This is a genomic window from Pelagibius sp. Alg239-R121, assembly GCF_947331435.1.
In the GTDB taxonomy this organism is placed as follows: domain Bacteria; phylum Pseudomonadota; class Alphaproteobacteria; order Kiloniellales; family Kiloniellaceae; genus Denitrobaculum.
Genome location: NZ_CAMZOF010000001.1, coordinates 781,323 through 797,648, shown reverse-complemented (window position 1 = coordinate 797,648; position 16,326 = coordinate 781,323). Strand labels below are relative to the sequence as shown.

Genomic DNA, 16,326 nt, shown 5'->3' with positions numbered 1-16,326 from the left:
TGAAGGAGGTGCCGGAAAAAAAGATGAGAAAGAATTTGCCAAAGCTTTCACGCCTGGCCGCCGCCAAACGCGTGATGTTTCTCAACCTTGACGCAGTTTTCCGGATAAGGGCGTCAGGATGACCCGCTGCATCTTTGATCCCTCCTTTAACGACCTCCCCGATGAGATACCGGTTTTCCCTCTCTCCGGCGTCTTGCTGTTGCCTGGCGGACACCTGCCACTGAACATCTTCGAACCCCGGTATCTTGCCATGATCGATGCGGCGCTTGCCGGTGATCGGATCATCGGCATGGTACAGCCCAGTGAAGAGGACAACTCCAACAGCCCGCTTCAGCCGGATCCCCGGCAATCCGGCCTTCCGGATTGCCCGCCAATATACGAGACCGGCTGTGCCGGACGTATCAATGCCTTCAGCGAAACCGACGACGGTCGCTATCTCATTACGCTGGCCGGCCTCATCCGATTCGAGATCGCGGCGGAGCTGGAACTGGAAAACGGATTTCGCCGGGTCACAGCGGATTACCAGCGCTTTCAGGGGGACCTAACCTCAAACGATGTCGCCATCGATCGGGATCATCTTCTCGAAACCGTGCGTGGTTATTTTTCGTCCCAGGGAATTCGCGGCGACTGGGAAGCCATTGGGCAGACCGAGAACGAACACCTGGTAACGTCGCTCGCCATGATCTGCCCCTTCGCAGCCTCGGAAAAACAGCTGTTGCTGGAGGCCATGACCCTGAAGGAGCGTGCGGAAACCATGACCAAAATCATGGAAATGGCCATCCACCAGCCGGGCGCCGACAAATCGAGCAGCGGATTTTCCACCCACTAAATCGGGTCATGTTCTCTCGGAACCACGATGTGGTTCCGGCAAAGCATGTGAATTCGTTCTATTTCCTATAGCGAGAGTGGAAAACACTTTCGGAACTTGGCGTCACCAGGCGACGTCGCGTAAACTCCATGCCGAAGACAGCCAGATTCTGAATTGCAGCTGAGCGTTAATTTGAGGCAAAGAAAATGACCGAATCCACCGCGAAGCTGGATCCAAAACTTTTGGAGATCCTGGTTTGCCCGGTAACCAAAAGCCCACTGGAATACAACGCCGAGGCCCAGGAACTGATCAGCCGGCAAGCGCAGCTCGCCTACCCGATTAGAGACGGCATCCCGATCATGCTGGCCGACGAGGCACGTGCGCTCGACGATTAGTCTTCAGGCCTTTCAGCCAGGCTTCCTTCAGCCCGATCCAAGCGAAAGCGATTCGACAAACATGGTCGACGAACAGTCCTCTCAAGACCTCGAAACCAAGCACTGGCCCAGCGAGATTCGCTATATCTCGGAAGAAAAACGACTTGAGATCGATTTTGACAACGGCACCGCCTTCTCATACTCCGCCGAACTCCTGAGGGTCGAAAGCCCCTCGGCGGAAGTGCAGGGGCACGGCCCGGGGCAAAAACAGACCCTGCCCGGCCGCCGGCATGTGGGCATCATGAATATCGAACCAGTCGGCAATTATGCCGTCAAGATCAAGTTCGACGACCTGCATGATACCGGCATCTTCTCCTGGCAATACCTCTACAAACTGGGCGAGGAGCAGGAGGAGATCTGGGCCGCGTATCTAGACGCGCTTGAGAAACAAGGCCTGTCCCGGGACCCATGACAGGCGCGGCTGCCTGAATGCGGCTTCCCGCGCGCGGTCAATCTATCCCCAAAAAGGACCCAACTGAGTCCATCGCCCCCTAATTGGCGCGGCGGTGCATCCGTAGTTGTCTATACAAATTCTCTTCCACGCCGCTGCAATACAAACCCCGGACGATCGCGGAAAAGTCGTTGGCCGCCAATACGACAAACTGGCCACCTGAAGGTAATGGCAGTGATAGGGGAGGTGCGGTGTGCTGACGTCCTGGACATCGTCGGTCGACGCGCAGGCCAGAGCGCGGCAGATGATCGACAATACACGCCGAACGGTGGATTTCGGCGCGCTTCGGAGCTATCGCCTGGAACGGGTGAGAGAGCTGTTGCGCCGGCGTGATTACGGCGGCTGTGTGCTCTTCGATCCGCTGAACGTCCGCTATGCCACCGACAGCCGCAACATGGCCGTCTGGACCATGCACAATGCGGTGCGGTACGTCTACATCGCGACCGAAGGGCCGGTCGTGATGTTCGATTTCCATAACTGCGAGCATCTGTCAGACCACCTGGAACTGGTGGACGAGACTCGCCCGGCGATCGGCTGGTCCTACTTCGGTGCCGGGCCGCAAAAACAGGCGCGTGCCAAGACCTGGGCCGCAGAGATCGCCGATCTGGTTGCCAGCCACGGCGGCGGCAACAAGCGTCTGGCCATTGACATCTGCAACCCTGAAGGATTTTTGGCGTTGAACAGCCACGGCATCGAAGTGACCGATGCGCAGGAGATCCTGGAGCTGGCGCGCTGCATCAAGTCAGCGGAAGAGCTTTCCTGCATGCGGGCGTCGATCGCCACCACCGAGGCAGCCATGGCCAGGATGTACGAAGAACTGAAGCCCGGCATGACCGAAAACGAACTCTGGTCCATTATGAACCAGGTCAATGCGGCGATGGACGGAGAATGGATCGAGACGCGGCTGCTGGCCACCGGCACCCGCTGCAATCCCTGGTTCCAGGAATCCAGCGACAGGGTGATCGAGACCGGCGATCTGGTCTCCTTCGATACGGATCTGGTCGGCCCCTTCGGCTACTGCACCGATATCTCACGCTCTTTCATCTGCGGCAAAGCCAACGACGAACAACGCCGCCTCTATCGCCTGGCACTGGAACAGATCCAGTACAACATGGATCTGCTGAAACCCGGCCTGTCTTTCCGCGAGCTCGCCGAGATCTCCTGGAAAATGCCGGCAAGCTGCCTCCCCAACCGCTACTCGGTGGTGGTCCACGGCGTCGGCCTCTGCGACGAATACCCCAGCTGCGTCTACCTGGAAGACTTCGAGACCGGCGGCTACGACGGCCATTTCGAAACCGGAATGACCGTCTGCGTCGAGAGCTACATGGGCGAGGAAGGCGGCAGCATCGGCGTCAAACTCGAACAGCAGGTCCTGATCGGCGAAGCCGGCGCCGAACTCCTCTCGGTTTTCCCCTTCGAAGACAAGCTGATCAACCGGGAGGTTTAATTCCCCAGTCGTCTTCGTCTTGTGCAACGATGCATGGCGGGCGTCCATACGCACCGAAACCCAACAAACCATCACACTGCCGTCTGGTATAGCGTTTGACGTTTGGCATGGGGTTGATCGTCATAATCCTGGACTGAAGCGGCGGTGCATTCTCCAGAGACAGGGACGCATAAAACGCCTCTGCAGCCTTCTCATCCCGTTCCACATCGAACTGATAATCGACAATGCCCCACCACCGGATCGCAAAGCCCGTGCCATCCTCGCCGCGATAGAAATCCTTGTCTGTCAGGATCACTTTCAGATCCCCGACATAGATTGCTTCACCGGCATTCGCCGTAAACTCGATCAACTGTGTTGGGGAGTAGCGCGACCCCCAACGTTCAGGATTGCCGACAACGTTCCATGCATAACGATAGGTACCCGGCTCCACCACGAAGGCATAAAAGCTGTTAGCTTCAGACCGGTATTCGATAAGATTGGTCGAGGAAAGCCCGTCCCAACGAAGGGCGTTAACGTCCTGAGTGGTAAAATTGATCCCAATCGCCTTGTACTCGAATCGGCTTGGTGCGCGCAGTTCCCCGCGCATAACAACAACTGTCTTTTTCGAGAGATCGACAGCCTCATCCTCCTGCGCCCGCACTTGCTCTGCGCCACCGTCGCTGCTTTTCTTATAGGCTGGTGCATCTTTCTGGATAGTCAGTTTTACCTGTGGCTCCTCCAAGGGGCGCTGCGCTGGCGGCGTACAGCCAGCAACAAATGCAACAGCAAGTGCAGTAAACAGAAAGCGGCCGAACAAACAGCAGGTGCGATAGAGACAATCTTCCCGAGTGTGGGCACTTAAACGTACCATTGGACTTCCAATCTCCATGATCCCTTTGATCTGCAGCGATAATTTTTTACTACAGCCAAATGCTGTTCTTGCACATCTTCACTGCAGTTCGACGCTGTTCATGATGGCATCCGCGTCGCCCAGGTATTCTTCAAAGAGCTCCGGGCTTGCTGAGTAGGAGATCAGCTGGAGCTTATCGCCAAGAATTGCGGCCAGCACCGTGCCGCGGACCGAAATGTCGTTTGGCAAACGAAAGGAGGTATCGAAGCGAAAACCATCTGCATTACCGAACGCAGCAGCTCGGAGATTGGTGGTTTCGACCTCTCGGAGATTTCTGAATTCCAGAGATTCCTTGAACATTGCCATAACGCCAGCTGGCGACATGTCCGGCCGGAACAGCGGAAAATCCGGATCGACGTGCCTGAACAATGCGTCATCTTCGTTGAGGTCGTACCAGAATCTTATGCCAACACGGTTGTCTTGTTCACCGGCCGACCAATTGATCTGACTGTCTTGATCAAGATCTGACGTAACGCGCTTCCAACCGGGTGCCGGAGTTGCCGTGAACGTTGAGCCAATGGCTTGAGGCGTGGTCTCAAGAGCGGCGTATTTGTAGTTGGCAAGATCAACGCCGCAACCGCCTAAGGCCACAGCCAGCAAGACAACAAGGATGGATCTTCGCATTCTAAACTCCCCTAGACTCGCAAACCCTGGAACTACGAAGTTAATGGCAACACACCAACGTTCGGCAGGGTCTATGAAATGCTTGCGCGTCGCTGTTCCTGCAGATCTTCACTGCAGCACGACGCTCTCCATCATGAATTCAGCGTCATCGACATATTCGTCGAAGCTCTCTACACCGCTCGTAAAGTAAATGAGTTGAAGCCGGCCGTTGATGATCGTCCCGAGCACGCTGCCGCGACCGAGGGTGCTGTTCGATCGAACGTAGTTGGTGTCAAACTTAAAACCCGGAAGGCTTCCAAATTTCGCGGGCCTGACATTCTCGGTTTCAATGGACAGCATTCCTCGGAGCTTCATAGTTTCTCGCAACAGCGTCGCAACCTCCTCCGGCGTCATATCCGCGCGAAACAGAGGGAAGTCCGGATCGGTGTATCTGAAGAGCGCATCCCCTTCGCTTAAGTCATGGAAGAGAGCAAAGTTCGCACTGTGGGACCTTCCGCTCGTCCAGTGAACGAGGAAATCGACATCGGCGGTCGAGGAGTATTTTTGCCAGCTATCGACCGGCGTGACCTGGTAAGCGGAACCAATCGAATGTGGTTCGCTTCCCAGCGGCGTATAGGTGCTGTTGACCTGATCGGCCGTACAGCTCGCGAGCACCAGGACCATGAGCGAGAGAAGAACAACAGCCCTCACATTTCACTCCTCTCTGACTATTGATTTGGTTTGCATGAAAAGCGGCCGATGACGTCGGCTCTATCAGCAGATGCCACGGCTTGTGTAGGCGATGTACCAAAGGCCATTGCACTTAGGATTTGAGTATCGACGGATCCTGGGCATGGGATTGTTGCTCATAGGCCGAACTTGAAGGGGCGGTTTATCGTCAATTGCCAGCCCTTCATAGAACTGTCTTGCAGCATTTTCGTCTTGCTTGACTTTGAAACGGTAGTCCGTGAATCCCGGCGCGATCTTTGCGCCCTTCCCGCCCAAGAGCGTATCTTGCCGGTAAACACTGACCTCGGGGAGAATGACTTTTAGGTCACCGACATAGAGCGCTTCGCCCGCTTCGACCGTGAATTCTATGAGTTTTGTCGGTGAATAGCGCGAAATAATCCAGGCAGGATTGCCCAGCTCATTCCACGCATAGCGGTAGGTGCCAGGCTCGACCAGAACAGCATAGAAACTGTTGGTCGCAGACAGATATGCAATCCTGTCGGTCGACGAGTCTCTACCGCTGTTAAGCGAATCTATATCCTGCGTGGAGAAGTTTATGCTGATGGCCTTGTACTCAAAGTCGCTTGGCGCCAGCAATTCACCCCGCATCACAACGATGGCCTTCGTCGAAAGATCAATCGCCTCGTTCTTTTTCTGACGAGCCAGCTGAGTACCGCCGTCCGCGCTCTTCTCGTACTTCGGCGTATTCTGGATATGGAGCTTTGCTTCAGGTTCCTCCAGCGCACGTTGCGATACACAGCCGGAGATAAACAAAGCAGCCGTCATCACGGCAATAATCCGGCCAACAGAGGGCACGTAATTCAAACTGCCCAATCCACCATTCGCCTTTACAGACAATATTATTCTCCTCGCCACCAATGCACTCAAAGAATCAGAAAACTCAGAAGGTTAAAGGCTACACAGAACTTTGAACTGATGGTTCAGGATGAAGTCAGCTCAATCGTCTCAAAGATCTTTTCAGCCTCTTTGGCATTTTTTTCGTAGTAATGAGCGTCCGTCGCCCAGTAAGAGATCATCTGAAGTTTCTGATCGATGACTGCAGCAAGCACCATACCGCGCATCTTCAGACCATCGCCGGTTGCATAGGTATATTCGAACCGAAAGCCCTCGGCATTGCCAAATTTGGCAGGCCTGAGGTTGGACGCTTCAATGTTTACAGCACCGGATTTGGTTCCAGAACTGACAAAGAACTCCATGACTTCCGTAGCCCGCATGTCTTCTCGAAACTTTGGATATTCGACCCCGCGCTCTTCATACAGAGCATCATCCTTTGAAATATCGTGCCAAAAGTTCATACCGTTCAAAAGTGGACCGTCTTTTGTCCATTGCTCAGCGACGGTCTGGAAGCTCGATTTATTGAGTCCATTCCATTGTTTTGTCGGGTTCACCTGATAGGCCTTCCCGATTTCCTGAGGCTTGGGATCGATCATCTTGATGTGCGTGCAGCTTGCTACAAACATCAAAAGCGGAATTAGAATAAAAAGGCGTTTCATCGCTCGTCGAACCTCATTTCAACTGGCTTATATAACTTTCGATAATCAGGCGATCATCGGCGTCCGGTTTTTTCTCAAGATAATCATGGAATGCTGCCGCGGCTTGTGCATCTTTTCCCTGCGACCACTGAACAAGAGCAAGCGATCTATGCACGCTAGCGGGATAGTCGATGGCTTTCATTGCCTGCTCGTAGGCCGACACGGCATCATCATAATCTCCGTCGCCACCTCGACGACGGAGAAGCTCTCCCTTTGCAAAGTGGAGTTCGCCAGCATCTGGATCACGCTTCAATAAGCGTTCGACCATCGCAATGCCTCGACCGAAGTCGCCGACCTTGATCTCTTGTGCGAGCCACGCAGACCTGAAGCGAAGCGTTTGAGCGCGAAACCTTTCTTCACCGAGGATGAGGCTGTCAGTCAAATCCCCGAGTTCATCAACCTTTTTTGCCAGCGTTTCTTGCCGTTCCTCACTTTGCGGATGTGTCGAGAAGAAGAAAGTCCTTTTAGGAGCGTCAGAAGCTTCTTTCTCCTCAATCATAAACTCCCAAACCCGCGGCGCCTCTCTGGGGTCGTAGCCCGCTGCCGTCAGGCTATCGAACCCCAGATCATCGGCTTCTCGCTCTTGATCTCGCGAAAATCCGTAAATGCTGTCAAGAGCAGCCAGCGACGCAAGCGCGCCGATGGGCGCAGCTCCAACCATCGCCGTTGCAATTTGAAAGAACACAAGACCGTCAGTCTTAGCCCGAATATCACGCCACCGTTGAAGCGAATGACGCTGGCGGTAGTGCGCCAACTCGTGCGCTAAGACGTTTGCGAGCTGTGCTTCGTTTTCGACTCTCAACAGAAGGCCGGTCCAGACATGCATGGCGCCATTCGGCGACATGCTCGCGTTAAAGCCGGCAGCATTGACCACATAGACCCGGACATCCTGGCAGTATTCGGCTGCGAGCCGGCACACCATTTCCCCAACGTATTTGTTCAATTCGGGATCGTAGACAACCCGGCCTGATGTTTTCAGCTCCGCCTCAGCCTGTTCCACTTGCATCCACAGGCCAGCCTCGTCGGTATGTAGTTCAGGCCGCTCACCCGGCGCTATGGGTGTGACAGGGCCTGTCGATCCCTTCGTTGTACCGCAGGCCGAAAGCCCGAAGGCAACAGCCATCAAAAGAACATAGTGTCTAACACTAAACATCTCTTAGAGAGGCGCTTCGTCGAGCAGGTTTCTGATTGCGAGCCGCGAGCCCTCCTCTTTTCGGAGATCTCCTGTCGTACTATGCAGGAAGTTAAACCACACAACGTTGCCAGTCTTCATATCGACGAGAGACGCATATCCGACTTGTTGACCACCGTGAGCGCCAGCGCCCAAGAGCACAAAAACAACATTTGCAGCCACACGGCCAGCGCTCGAGAAACTGTCACGCAGGAACAGGAACATGACGTAATCAGCGTCATACTTTGCCCTCAAAGGAGCGATTGCCTCGCCCATCGTCCAGTCGAACCTGTTCTGCTTTGTGGGCAATGCCAACCCAGGAACATATTTATGCAGAAGAACCGACGCTCCGACCGCTTCGTGTAGCTTAAGTATTTGCGCTTCATTGAGGCTTTCAGGCCCAACGCCGCCGACCGGTTCGTAGGGAATCATCGTGACCGACTTTCCTCCGAGAACTTCCGATAGCGAGCCATCTAGATGAGATTTTGCCTGTTCCGTCCATTCCGCGTTGGGTTCTTCCAAGCCCGCAGCCGTCAGGACCGAGATCTCGACGTCTGCTTTCATCATCAAAACCTTTGGCGCGGATCCAACAACTGGTGCGCCCTCTGTTGTAAGCTGGCTCCTGGTCTGCGCACAGCCTGAGATAAACAACGCCGCCATCAGAACGGCGAAGAGACGGCCAATCGAAAACACAGAAGAAGCGCCGCCGCTGCCTGCGGCACGAATACCAAAAGTTGTCATTTAAATCCCCATTCCTCGCATGCTTGTAAAAACATAGAACGGAAATTTCCGATTACGCAACTGATTAACCATAGATTTTTTGAATATTGACACCAGAGCGACAAGAAGTAGGCGCTCAGCAACCAGCGGTATGACTTCGCAACCTAGACTGCAAGAAGTCCGGATATTTACGTGATCAGTGGCTAACTACCGGCCAATCGGAATTCAGAATGAAAACGCCAGGATTCTCGCGCCGAAGCTGAAACGCCCTATTCCCCAGCCGGAAAGACCGTGACTGCCTGCCCTTCAACCAAGCCATCGAGTGCGGGTTTCCAGCCTTCCGGGCAGGGCGAGGCGGTCGCCGTTTGTTCAACGCCGACCGCTCGCTGACAGGCAAGCCCCAACTCAAGGCTCGTTTTGCCCTGAGCCAGGAAACCGTTGTCGAAGGGGATCGTGCCCGGGGCGAAGGGTTCGGTGCGGTAAATCCGCTCCATCAGATAAAGCGCGTTGCGGCCGGTGACGACCCGCAGCAACACGACCTCGCCAAAGCCGCTGGCCGAATTGTGGCTGCAGGCGATTGCGCGGAAGGCAGAGGGCAAGCCGTTTACGGGAACCGGCTTGATCGACGTGGTCGAGATGGAATCGCAGGCCTGATCGTAACCGGCCGTGACACGATCGAGAAACGCGGCGGGCTCACGGCCGCCCAGTCCTGAAAAGAGCTGCGCGGCAATCATCTCCTTCCAGTCGCTGCTGGTCTGCCCCCGCGGTGTCCAGGCGGCGAAATCGACCGGCATGCCCTCGACCCGGGCAGCGGCAGCCCATCCAGGCGGCAGTCCGCCGATATAGACCTCGCCCCCGCCGCCCTGCAGAACCACCGAATCGCCCTGCTCCTGGGCCATCGCACTCGCAGCTGAAGCAGTGCCAGCAAGCAATAGGACAGTCAGGAAACGGCAAAATCTCGCTGCAACGGACAGCCTCACCGAGTCTTCGCCGAAAGCCGGAATCACAAGGGCCGCCCCTGGATCAGGCGCGGGAGGTCACCGACCAGCCCCATGGCATGGCTCATGAAAAAGCGTTTTAGGCCCGGCATGCGGTTGACCGCCGCCAGACCGAGGTCACGCGCCAGCCGGACCGGCGGCAGGTCGTTGGAAAACAGGCGGTTCAACCCATCTGTGGTGGCGATCAGGGCCATGTTGTCGAACCGGCGCCAACGCTCATAGCGTTCCAGCACCTGCGGCGAGCCGATATCAAGTCCCAGCCGGCGGGCGTCGACAATGCACTCCGAAAGAGCGGCGACATCCTTGAGGCCGAGATTGAAGCCCTGACCCGAAATCGGATGAATGGCGTGGGCCGCATCGCCGATCAGCGCCAATCGATGGTCGCTGTAGCGTTCCGCATGCATCAGGGACAGAGGATAGGACCAGCGCTTGCCCGGCATCCGCAGCCTGCCCAGGCTGTCGCCGAAACGGCGTTGCATCTCCGCGCAGAACGCCGCTTCATCCAGCGCGAGCATGTGCGGCGTCAAGGCTCGGGATTCGGTCCAGACCAGCGACGAGCGGTATTCGCCCTTTTCGCCGTCGGTCATGGGCAACAACGCAAAGGGCCCGGCCGGCAGAAAATGTTCATGTGCGACCCCTTCGTGAGGCCGTTCGTGATGTACCGTGCCCACGATGCCGCATTGGGGATAGTCCCAATTGGTAGAGCGAATACCAGCCTCTCGCCGCAGCGTCGAATTGCGGCCGTCCGCGGCGATCACCAGTTCCGCCGTGAGCACCTGGCCGTCCTTGAGAACAGCCCGAACCCGGTTTGCCCCCGGCATGCCGTCTGCGCCGCGTTGCAGTTCCGACAGTTCGTTTGGGGCGAATCGCGTGAGCGTCGGCAGCGTCGGCAGATGAGCCTGAAATGCCAGGCGCGTCGCACGGTTCTCGACAATGTACCCAAGCGGTTCGCCGGAGACATCCTGATGATCATAATGCAGAAACAGCCTGGATGTGGCCCTGCCGATTTTTCCGTCCGACACCCTGATATCCAGGATCGGCTGGGCGGCTGCGGCCATATGCGGCCAGACGCCGATCGCAGCCAGCATCTGCTGGGATCCGCGGGCAAGGGCAGAGGACCGGCCGTCGTAGGGCACCGAGATCATGTTCTCCGGATCGTCACGATCGACCACGGCAACGGCGATACCCGCACTCGCCAGCGCAGCGCTCATGGAAAGCCCGGCCAGGCCGCCGCCAACGACCAGAATTTCAAAGTGCTGTGTTGTCCCATCGGAGGCACCGACCTCGGAAGCAGCCCTCCCGGAGTCACTGGATTTTACTGTCACCACACCTGTCTCCGTCATCTCTGCAATCTTCTTTCCCATATTCGCCGCCCTTCGGCCAGCCTCCTTACGAAAGCTTCTCTGTCAGACACCCGCTGCTGCAACGCTCGAGCAGGCTCCCGACGGCAGAAATAGCGCAACCGAGAACACCAGGGTCACCAGGGCCGCCGGAATGTAGAACAAGAGACAGAACCCGCCGCCGGGTTAAAACAAGCTGCGCGATCAGCGAGGCGAAGGCACCGCGTGTCCAAGGACCGAGCAATTCGTCGGAGGGGCCTTGCCAAATCGCTTCCAGGACCAGAACAAGCGTCAGGAACAGCGCCACAAGCCCATGAAACAGGGCATGGCCAAGAGACGCGAAGACCAAAACGGATCCGGCTGCAGATTCTTTCATGACTTGAAGCGCTCGTAACATCTTGGGATGCAGCGGAACCCACTTTAGCAGGACGTTAACGCGGCGGCGATGGACGAAAGGCCGCAGGAACCTCCTTCGGCGCAATGGTAGCTCCTACGAGGCTCTGGGCCGAAAGTCAGCCGGCCGAGAGTCGTTAATGCCTAATTATTGATCATTACCCTATTCATGCCTAATTATTAGGCATTTATATTCAGAGAGTCTGCAAAGAGGGGTCCGGCCTCACAGGCCTGAAGCGACCGGATTCACAGGCTTTTTGTGCAGTGCACTCTAGTTGGCACGCTTCTTGAGATAACAGGGGTTGTGCGTTGCCTCCGGGCCACGCGGGAGACAGGCAAAACGACGGGGAGAACACTGATATGAAGATGGTCTCAGCCATCATCAAACCCTTCAAACTCGACGACGTCCGACAAGCACTCACCGCCATTGGCGTCGAGGGGCTTACGGTCAGCGAAGTGAAGGGCTACGGCCGCCAGAAAGGGCAAACCGAGATCTACCGAGGCGCGGAATACGCGATCAATTTTTTGCCCAAGGTCAAGGTCGATATCGCCGTCAACGACGAGAGGGTCGAACAGGTCGTCGAGACGGTTCAACAGTCGGCAAATACCGGGCGCATCGGCGACGGCAAGATCTTTGTCCTCGATGTCCTTCAAACAGTCCGGATCAGAACCGGCGAAACCAATGCAGAGGCGCTTTAGGAGGCCTATTCGATGAAACTCTTCACACTCCCAACTCCAGGGCGCAAATTTCTGGTTTTGACCGGCCTTGCCGCCGCTACAACGCTCGTCCTGAGCAACGCGGCGCAGGCTGCCGTCTCGGAAGAAACCGCATTTATCTTCAACACCTTTTCCTTCCTGATCCACGGCGCGCTGGTCATGTGGATGGCCGCCGGATTCGCCATGCTGGAATCTGGCCTGGTCCGCACTAAAAACACCGCTGCAATCTGCCTGAAGAACATCGCGCTCTATTCCTTCGCGGGCATCGCCTACTATCTGATCGGCTACAATCTGATGTATGTCGATGTGCCGTCGGATGGCTTTATCGGCTCTTTCGGCTTCCTCTATAACTCCAGCCAGGCTGAATTGGATCTCCTGGGTGCCGAAGAAGCGACCGAGGCTCTGGTCGGCGCGGTGACGAGCAACGGTTATTCGGTCATGTCCGACTGGTTCTTCCAGATGGTCTTCGTCGCTACAACAGCTTCAATCGTGTCTGGAACGCTCGCCGAGCGCATCAAGGTCTGGCCCTTCATGATCTTCACCATCATCCTCGCGGCCTTTATCTACCCGATCCAGGCTTCCTGGACCTGGGGCCAGGGCTGGCTGACGACAATGGGCTTTTCCGATTTTGCCGGTTCCACCATTGTCCACTCCGTTGGTGGCTGGGCCGCCCTTGCGGGTGTGCTGGTTCTGGGTGCGCGCCGGGGCAAATACGGCCCGGACGGACGGGTTAATCCCCTGCCTGGCGCGAACCTGCCGCTTGCGACCCTGGGCACCTTTATCCTGTGGCTCGGCTGGTTTGGATTTAACGGCGGTTCGCAGCTGGCCCTGGGCTCGGCTCTGGACGCTGCAGCCATTGCAATTGTCTACGTCAACACGACCATGGCCGCCGCCGCAGGCGTGGTCGCCGCAATGCTCCTGACCCAGATCCTGTACAAGAAGATGGATCTGACCATGACCCTGAACGGGGCGCTCGCCGGTCTCGTCTCCATCACCGCCGGCCCCGACCTGCAGAACCACGTCTATGCCCTGATTATCGGTGGCGTCGGTGGTGCCATTGTGGTCATCGCGGTTCCCATGCTCGATAGACTGAAAATCGACGATGTGGTCGGCGCCATTCCGGTCCATCTCTGTGCCGGTATCTGGGGTACGCTCTGTGTTGGCATTTTCGGGAGTGCGAACATCGGCACGCAGATCACCGGCATTGTCGCAATCGGCGCCTTCGTCTTTCTCACCAGCCTGATCGTCTGGTTCGCCCTGAAGACGGCCATGGGTATCCGGGTGACCGACGAGGAAGAGGAAATCGGTCTTGATAAAGCCGAACTTGGTCTGGAGGCCTATCCGGAATTCGGTCAGGGATCCCAGGCGTTCTGAAAAAGCGCTCACCGACAGCGGTGAGCATGCAATTGTGCGTTGGCGGTGATTCCCCCGTCAACACCCTGGCCCGGCCGCTGAATGCCGGGCCTTTTTTTTGACTCGATCCAACCTCCTGGGATGAAGCTATCGTGCGGTCTTCTTCAATTCACGGTCGTCGCAAAGCGACAGCAGGCGGATGATTCCCCAATGGATCGAGAGCGCATCAAGGAACTCGTCGAGGAGCTCGAAGGCTTGGTCTCAAATGACAAAGCCGGGGCATTACAGGCGCAATACGGCGGTCACCCTGTAGGGTCGAACGACACGACGACGGAACAAGGCTACCTAAAGTTCGGGCTTACAATGATAAAATCCGCGTTGGTATCCTTTGAAACCGGCGGTAAACCTGACCCGGCAAATGTCGCCAGTGGTCCGACGGCAGGCAATCGTTCCCGCGCAGAGGAAAGTTGGTCTGACCCAGCCCACCGCCTGGACCGGGATAAAGGCTACCCTGCGATGGCTGGCTTTGAGTTCTTTTGTGTTGTCGGGGTGGTGATGTTTCTTTCGATCATGATGCTTGTCGGCATCGTAACCACGCTCCGCTGGTTCTTTTGGTGAAAAACGGCGGGCTGCTGACGCCACGCTTAACAGCCCCCTCCCTTTGGCCAGCAATCCCCTTAAAGATGACCCGTTCTCTGTCGTATGATCAGGATAGATTCGCCGGGCCGGCGGGCCGACAGTTGCGGTTCCATCTAACCCGGGTCTGCTCCAGCACCAATCAACACGGAGGGAATCATGGCTCAGGTTCGTTACATCGTCGCCGACGTCGATCAGGCCATCGCGTTCTACACAGAGCATCTCGGTTTTGAGCTTCTCCAGCAGTTTGGGCCTGCCATGGCAATTCTGCGGCAGGATGACCTCCGGCTTTGGCTCGCAGGTCCGCAGGCCTCCGCGAGCAAACCTATGCCCGACGGCGCACAGCCGCAACCCGGCGGCTGGGCTCGGATCGTTGTTCAGGTCGAGAATCTGGATAAGGTCACCTCTGAATTGCGTGACAAGGGTGTGGCCTTCCGCAACGACATCCTCACCGGACCGGGGGGACGCCAGATCCTTTGCGAAGATCCCTCTGGAAATCCGATCGAGCTGTTTGAAGCGGCCTAAAACCGGCCTATTGAACGCTGCGCCCAGAATCAAAGAGGGAATCAAAGGGGGAAACACCGGAAAATCAAGCGTGAAACAGGCGCGATACGCCAGCCTTTCCTTGCCAGGCGGATTCCTCCGCCGCTAGACTCGCGATCCTTAGAGCAGCTTCTGGTCGCATGGAACAGCCTCAGACGGTCCAGTGACCCGGAGCATCAGCTCTAACGGAGAGGTTTAGAGAGGAAAGTCATGATAGATCGTAACCACAAGGCGGTTCTGACTAAGCTTCATCCGCTCTAAAGTCAGCAATCCAAATTCGCCCGAGAGACTGGAACGACACGCGTGATCGATCGACAAAACCTGCAGGCTTTTCATCCCTTCTCCCGTTTGACCCGTTTGCTGGAGGGAATCCCGGCAGGGCCTGCACCGCTTGGTGCTTCGATACCACTTGCGCTATCCGTGGGAGAGCCGAAAGGCCAGCCACCGGCCTTCGTCGCCGAGGAAATCGCCGCCAACGCCGGCGACTGGTCCCGTTATCCGCCGGCGCGCGGCACCCGGGCCTTCCTGGAGGCCTGCAGCGCCTGGCTCGAACGGCGCTATGACGTCGCGCCGGGCCTCATCGATCCGCAGCGCCACATTCTGCCGCTGCCCGGCTCCCGCGAGGGTTTGTTTTTTGCAACCCTGGCAACGGTGCCTCAATCTCCGAGAGACGGGGACGCAGCCCCGCCCGTGGTCCTGATCCCCAATCCCTTCTACCATGTCTATGCGGGCGCAGCGGTGGCGGCGGGCGCGGAACCCGTTTTCCTGCCCACCACGAGTGAAACCGGTTTCCTGCCGGATTATCATGCCGTGCCGGAAGAGGTTTTAGCGCGCACATCGCTTTGTATTCTCTGCTCGCCCTCCAATCCGCAAGGGGCCGCCGCCAGCCGGCGGCAGCTCAAGGACCTGCTCGTGCTGGCCCGCAAGCACGACTTCGTAGTTGCCTTCGACGAGTGCTATGCCGAGATCTATACACATTCACCGCCGCCAGGCGCGCTCGACATTGTTGGAGAGCTCGGCGGATCTTTGGATAACCTTCTGATTTTTCATTCTCTTTCAAAGCGCTCCAACGCTGCAGGCCTGCGCTGCGGATTTGCTGCGGGAGATGCGAAGGTGATCGACGGCCTGGATGCAATCCTGCGGGTCGGCGGTGCGGGCGTGCCGCTGCCTGTTATGGCGGCGGGAACCCGGCTCTGGAATGACGAAGAGCATGTCGAGGCGGTGCGGAGCTTTTATCGCGGGAATTTTGAAATTGCGCGGCAGGTTCTGGGCAATCGTTTTGGATTCAGCGTCCCGGACGGCGGCTTCTTTCTCTGGCTGGATGTCGGCGACGGCGAAGCTGCGGCTCAGAAATTGTGGCGGGAAGCCGGGATTAAAGTGCTTCCTGGCGCCTATATGTCTGTTGCGGACAGTGAGGGTTATAATCCAGGCGAAAAGTATATTAGAATCGCACTGGTATTCGACGCCGAGGTCACAAAAGCCGCCCTTGGCCGGATAGTCGAGATCTTGTAAACCCTTCGGATTGACAGAATCTTCACATC

Annotated in this window: 19 protein-coding genes; 9 read left to right on the top strand and 10 right to left on the bottom strand. The window is 56.9% G+C overall.

Going from position 1 to position 16,326, the window contains the following annotated elements; translation table 11 throughout:
- The first annotated feature begins 118 nt into the window (after positions 1-118).
- From QMZ18_RS03460 to QMZ18_RS03445, 4 genes are all read left to right on the top strand, one after another.
- Positions 119-829: an LON peptidase substrate-binding domain-containing protein gene (locus QMZ18_RS03460; protein WP_282604830.1), complete on the top strand. Its 711-nt coding sequence runs from the start codon at positions 119-121 to the stop codon at positions 827-829.
- Between the two features lie 185 nt (positions 830-1,014).
- Entirely contained in the window at positions 1,015-1,203 is a 189-nt protein-coding gene (locus tag QMZ18_RS03455; protein WP_282604829.1) for a Trm112 family protein, read from the top strand.
- 61 nt (positions 1,204-1,264) lie between these two features.
- A complete protein-coding gene (locus QMZ18_RS03450; protein ID WP_282605591.1) occupies positions 1,265-1,654 on the top strand; it encodes a DUF971 domain-containing protein in 390 nt (129 codons plus the stop codon).
- Between the two features lie 232 nt (positions 1,655-1,886).
- Complete coding sequence (locus QMZ18_RS03445; protein WP_282604828.1) at positions 1,887-3,140, top strand: Xaa-Pro peptidase family protein; 1,254 nt, start codon at positions 1,887-1,889, stop codon at positions 3,138-3,140.
- Here QMZ18_RS03445 and QMZ18_RS03440 read toward each other — a convergent pair.
- From QMZ18_RS03440 to QMZ18_RS03395, 10 genes are all read right to left on the bottom strand, one after another.
- On the bottom strand, positions 3,124-3,990 hold the full coding sequence (locus QMZ18_RS03440; RefSeq protein WP_282604827.1) for a hypothetical protein: 867 nt from the start codon (positions 3,988-3,990) through the stop codon (positions 3,124-3,126). The two genes, QMZ18_RS03445 and QMZ18_RS03440, sit on opposite strands and share 17 nt — an antisense overlap.
- Before the next feature lie 78 nt (positions 3,991-4,068).
- Positions 4,069-4,653 carry a hypothetical protein gene (locus QMZ18_RS03435; protein ID WP_282604826.1) on the bottom strand — a complete coding sequence of 195 codons (585 nt, stop codon included), beginning with the start codon at positions 4,651-4,653 and terminating at the stop codon, positions 4,069-4,071.
- A 108-nt stretch (positions 4,654-4,761) separates the two neighbouring features.
- Positions 4,762-5,343 carry a hypothetical protein gene (locus tag QMZ18_RS03430; RefSeq protein WP_282604825.1) on the bottom strand — a complete coding sequence of 194 codons (582 nt, stop codon included), beginning with the start codon at positions 5,341-5,343 and terminating at the stop codon, positions 4,762-4,764.
- 63 nt (positions 5,344-5,406) lie between these two features.
- Entirely contained in the window at positions 5,407-6,219 is an 813-nt protein-coding gene (locus tag QMZ18_RS03425) for a hypothetical protein (protein ID WP_282604824.1), read from the bottom strand.
- Positions 6,220-6,302: 83 nt separating this feature from the next.
- Positions 6,303-6,812 carry a hypothetical protein gene (locus tag QMZ18_RS03420; protein ID WP_282604823.1) on the bottom strand — a complete coding sequence of 170 codons (510 nt, stop codon included), beginning with the start codon at positions 6,810-6,812 and terminating at the stop codon, positions 6,303-6,305.
- 76 nt (positions 6,813-6,888) lie between these two features.
- Positions 6,889-7,920 (bottom strand): M48 family metallopeptidase, encoded by a 1,032-nt coding sequence (locus QMZ18_RS03415; protein ID WP_282605590.1) that lies wholly within the window; start codon positions 7,918-7,920, stop codon positions 6,889-6,891.
- Positions 7,921-8,070: 150 nt separating this feature from the next.
- Complete coding sequence (locus QMZ18_RS03410) at positions 8,071-8,826, bottom strand: hypothetical protein (protein ID WP_282604822.1); 756 nt, start codon at positions 8,824-8,826, stop codon at positions 8,071-8,073.
- Between the two features lie 248 nt (positions 8,827-9,074).
- The gene (locus QMZ18_RS03405; RefSeq protein ID WP_282604821.1) at positions 9,075-9,704 is read right to left on the bottom strand and encodes a hypothetical protein; all 630 of its coding nucleotides are present in this window, start codon (positions 9,702-9,704) and stop codon (positions 9,075-9,077) included.
- Positions 9,705-9,808: 104 nt separating this feature from the next.
- Positions 9,809-11,167: a UbiH/UbiF/VisC/COQ6 family ubiquinone biosynthesis hydroxylase gene (locus QMZ18_RS03400; RefSeq protein WP_282604820.1), complete on the bottom strand. Its 1,359-nt coding sequence runs from the start codon at positions 11,165-11,167 to the stop codon at positions 9,809-9,811.
- A gap of 25 nt (positions 11,168-11,192) precedes the next feature.
- Positions 11,193-11,519: a hypothetical protein gene (locus tag QMZ18_RS03395; protein WP_282604819.1), complete on the bottom strand. Its 327-nt coding sequence runs from the start codon at positions 11,517-11,519 to the stop codon at positions 11,193-11,195.
- 377 nt (positions 11,520-11,896) lie between these two features.
- Between QMZ18_RS03395 and QMZ18_RS03390 the strand changes: the two genes are divergently transcribed.
- From QMZ18_RS03390 to QMZ18_RS03370, 5 genes are all read left to right on the top strand, one after another.
- Positions 11,897-12,235, top strand: coding sequence for a P-II family nitrogen regulator (locus QMZ18_RS03390; RefSeq protein WP_282604818.1), 339 nt, complete (start codon positions 11,897-11,899; stop codon positions 12,233-12,235).
- A 12-nt stretch (positions 12,236-12,247) separates the two neighbouring features.
- Entirely contained in the window at positions 12,248-13,627 is a 1,380-nt protein-coding gene (amt, locus tag QMZ18_RS03385; RefSeq protein WP_282604817.1) for an ammonium transporter, read from the top strand.
- 189 nt (positions 13,628-13,816) lie between these two features.
- Positions 13,817-14,224, top strand: coding sequence for a hypothetical protein (locus QMZ18_RS03380; RefSeq protein WP_282604816.1), 408 nt, complete (start codon positions 13,817-13,819; stop codon positions 14,222-14,224).
- A 177-nt stretch (positions 14,225-14,401) separates the two neighbouring features.
- On the top strand, positions 14,402-14,767 hold the full coding sequence (locus tag QMZ18_RS03375) for a VOC family protein (protein ID WP_282604815.1): 366 nt from the start codon (positions 14,402-14,404) through the stop codon (positions 14,765-14,767).
- A gap of 321 nt (positions 14,768-15,088) precedes the next feature.
- Positions 15,089-16,297: an aminotransferase class I/II-fold pyridoxal phosphate-dependent enzyme gene (locus tag QMZ18_RS03370; RefSeq protein ID WP_282604814.1), complete on the top strand. Its 1,209-nt coding sequence runs from the start codon at positions 15,089-15,091 to the stop codon at positions 16,295-16,297.
- Positions 16,298-16,326: the final 29 nt, after the last annotated feature.

What these genes read in the sequence shown, in the direction of transcription:
- QMZ18_RS03420 (WP_282604823.1), bottom strand. Translation starts at nt 6,812, where the DNA reads ATGATCGATCCCAAGCCTCAGGAAATCGGGAAGGCCTATCAGGTGAAC.
- QMZ18_RS03390 (WP_282604818.1), top strand. Translation starts at nt 11,897, where the DNA reads ATGAAGATGGTCTCAGCCATCATCAAACCCTTCAAACTCGACGACGTC.
- QMZ18_RS03405 (WP_282604821.1), bottom strand. Translation starts at nt 9,704, where the DNA reads ATGGCCCAGGAGCAGGGCGATTCGGTGGTTCTGCAGGGCGGCGGGGGC.
- amt (WP_282604817.1), top strand. Translation starts at nt 12,248, where the DNA reads ATGAAACTCTTCACACTCCCAACTCCAGGGCGCAAATTTCTGGTTTTG.
- QMZ18_RS03435 (WP_282604826.1), bottom strand. Translation starts at nt 4,653, where the DNA reads ATGCGAAGATCCATCCTTGTTGTCTTGCTGGCTGTGGCCTTAGGCGGT.
- QMZ18_RS03375 (WP_282604815.1), top strand. Translation starts at nt 14,402, where the DNA reads ATGGCTCAGGTTCGTTACATCGTCGCCGACGTCGATCAGGCCATCGCG.
- QMZ18_RS03395 (WP_282604819.1), bottom strand. Translation starts at nt 11,519, where the DNA reads ATGAAAGAATCTGCAGCCGGATCCGTTTTGGTCTTCGCGTCTCTTGGC.
- QMZ18_RS03380 (WP_282604816.1), top strand. Translation starts at nt 13,817, where the DNA reads ATGGATCGAGAGCGCATCAAGGAACTCGTCGAGGAGCTCGAAGGCTTG.
- QMZ18_RS03415 (WP_282605590.1), bottom strand. Translation starts at nt 7,920, where the DNA reads ATGCAAGTGGAACAGGCTGAGGCGGAGCTGAAAACATCAGGCCGGGTT.
- QMZ18_RS03440 (WP_282604827.1), bottom strand. Translation starts at nt 3,990, where the DNA reads ATGGTACGTTTAAGTGCCCACACTCGGGAAGATTGTCTCTATCGCACC.
- QMZ18_RS03460 (WP_282604830.1), top strand. Translation starts at nt 119, where the DNA reads ATGACCCGCTGCATCTTTGATCCCTCCTTTAACGACCTCCCCGATGAG.
- QMZ18_RS03400 (WP_282604820.1), bottom strand. Translation starts at nt 11,167, where the DNA reads ATGGGAAAGAAGATTGCAGAGATGACGGAGACAGGTGTGGTGACAGTA.
- QMZ18_RS03410 (WP_282604822.1), bottom strand. Translation starts at nt 8,826, where the DNA reads ATGACAACTTTTGGTATTCGTGCCGCAGGCAGCGGCGGCGCTTCTTCT.
- QMZ18_RS03455 (WP_282604829.1), top strand. Translation starts at nt 1,015, where the DNA reads ATGACCGAATCCACCGCGAAGCTGGATCCAAAACTTTTGGAGATCCTG.
- QMZ18_RS03450 (WP_282605591.1), top strand. Translation starts at nt 1,265, where the DNA reads ATGGTCGACGAACAGTCCTCTCAAGACCTCGAAACCAAGCACTGGCCC.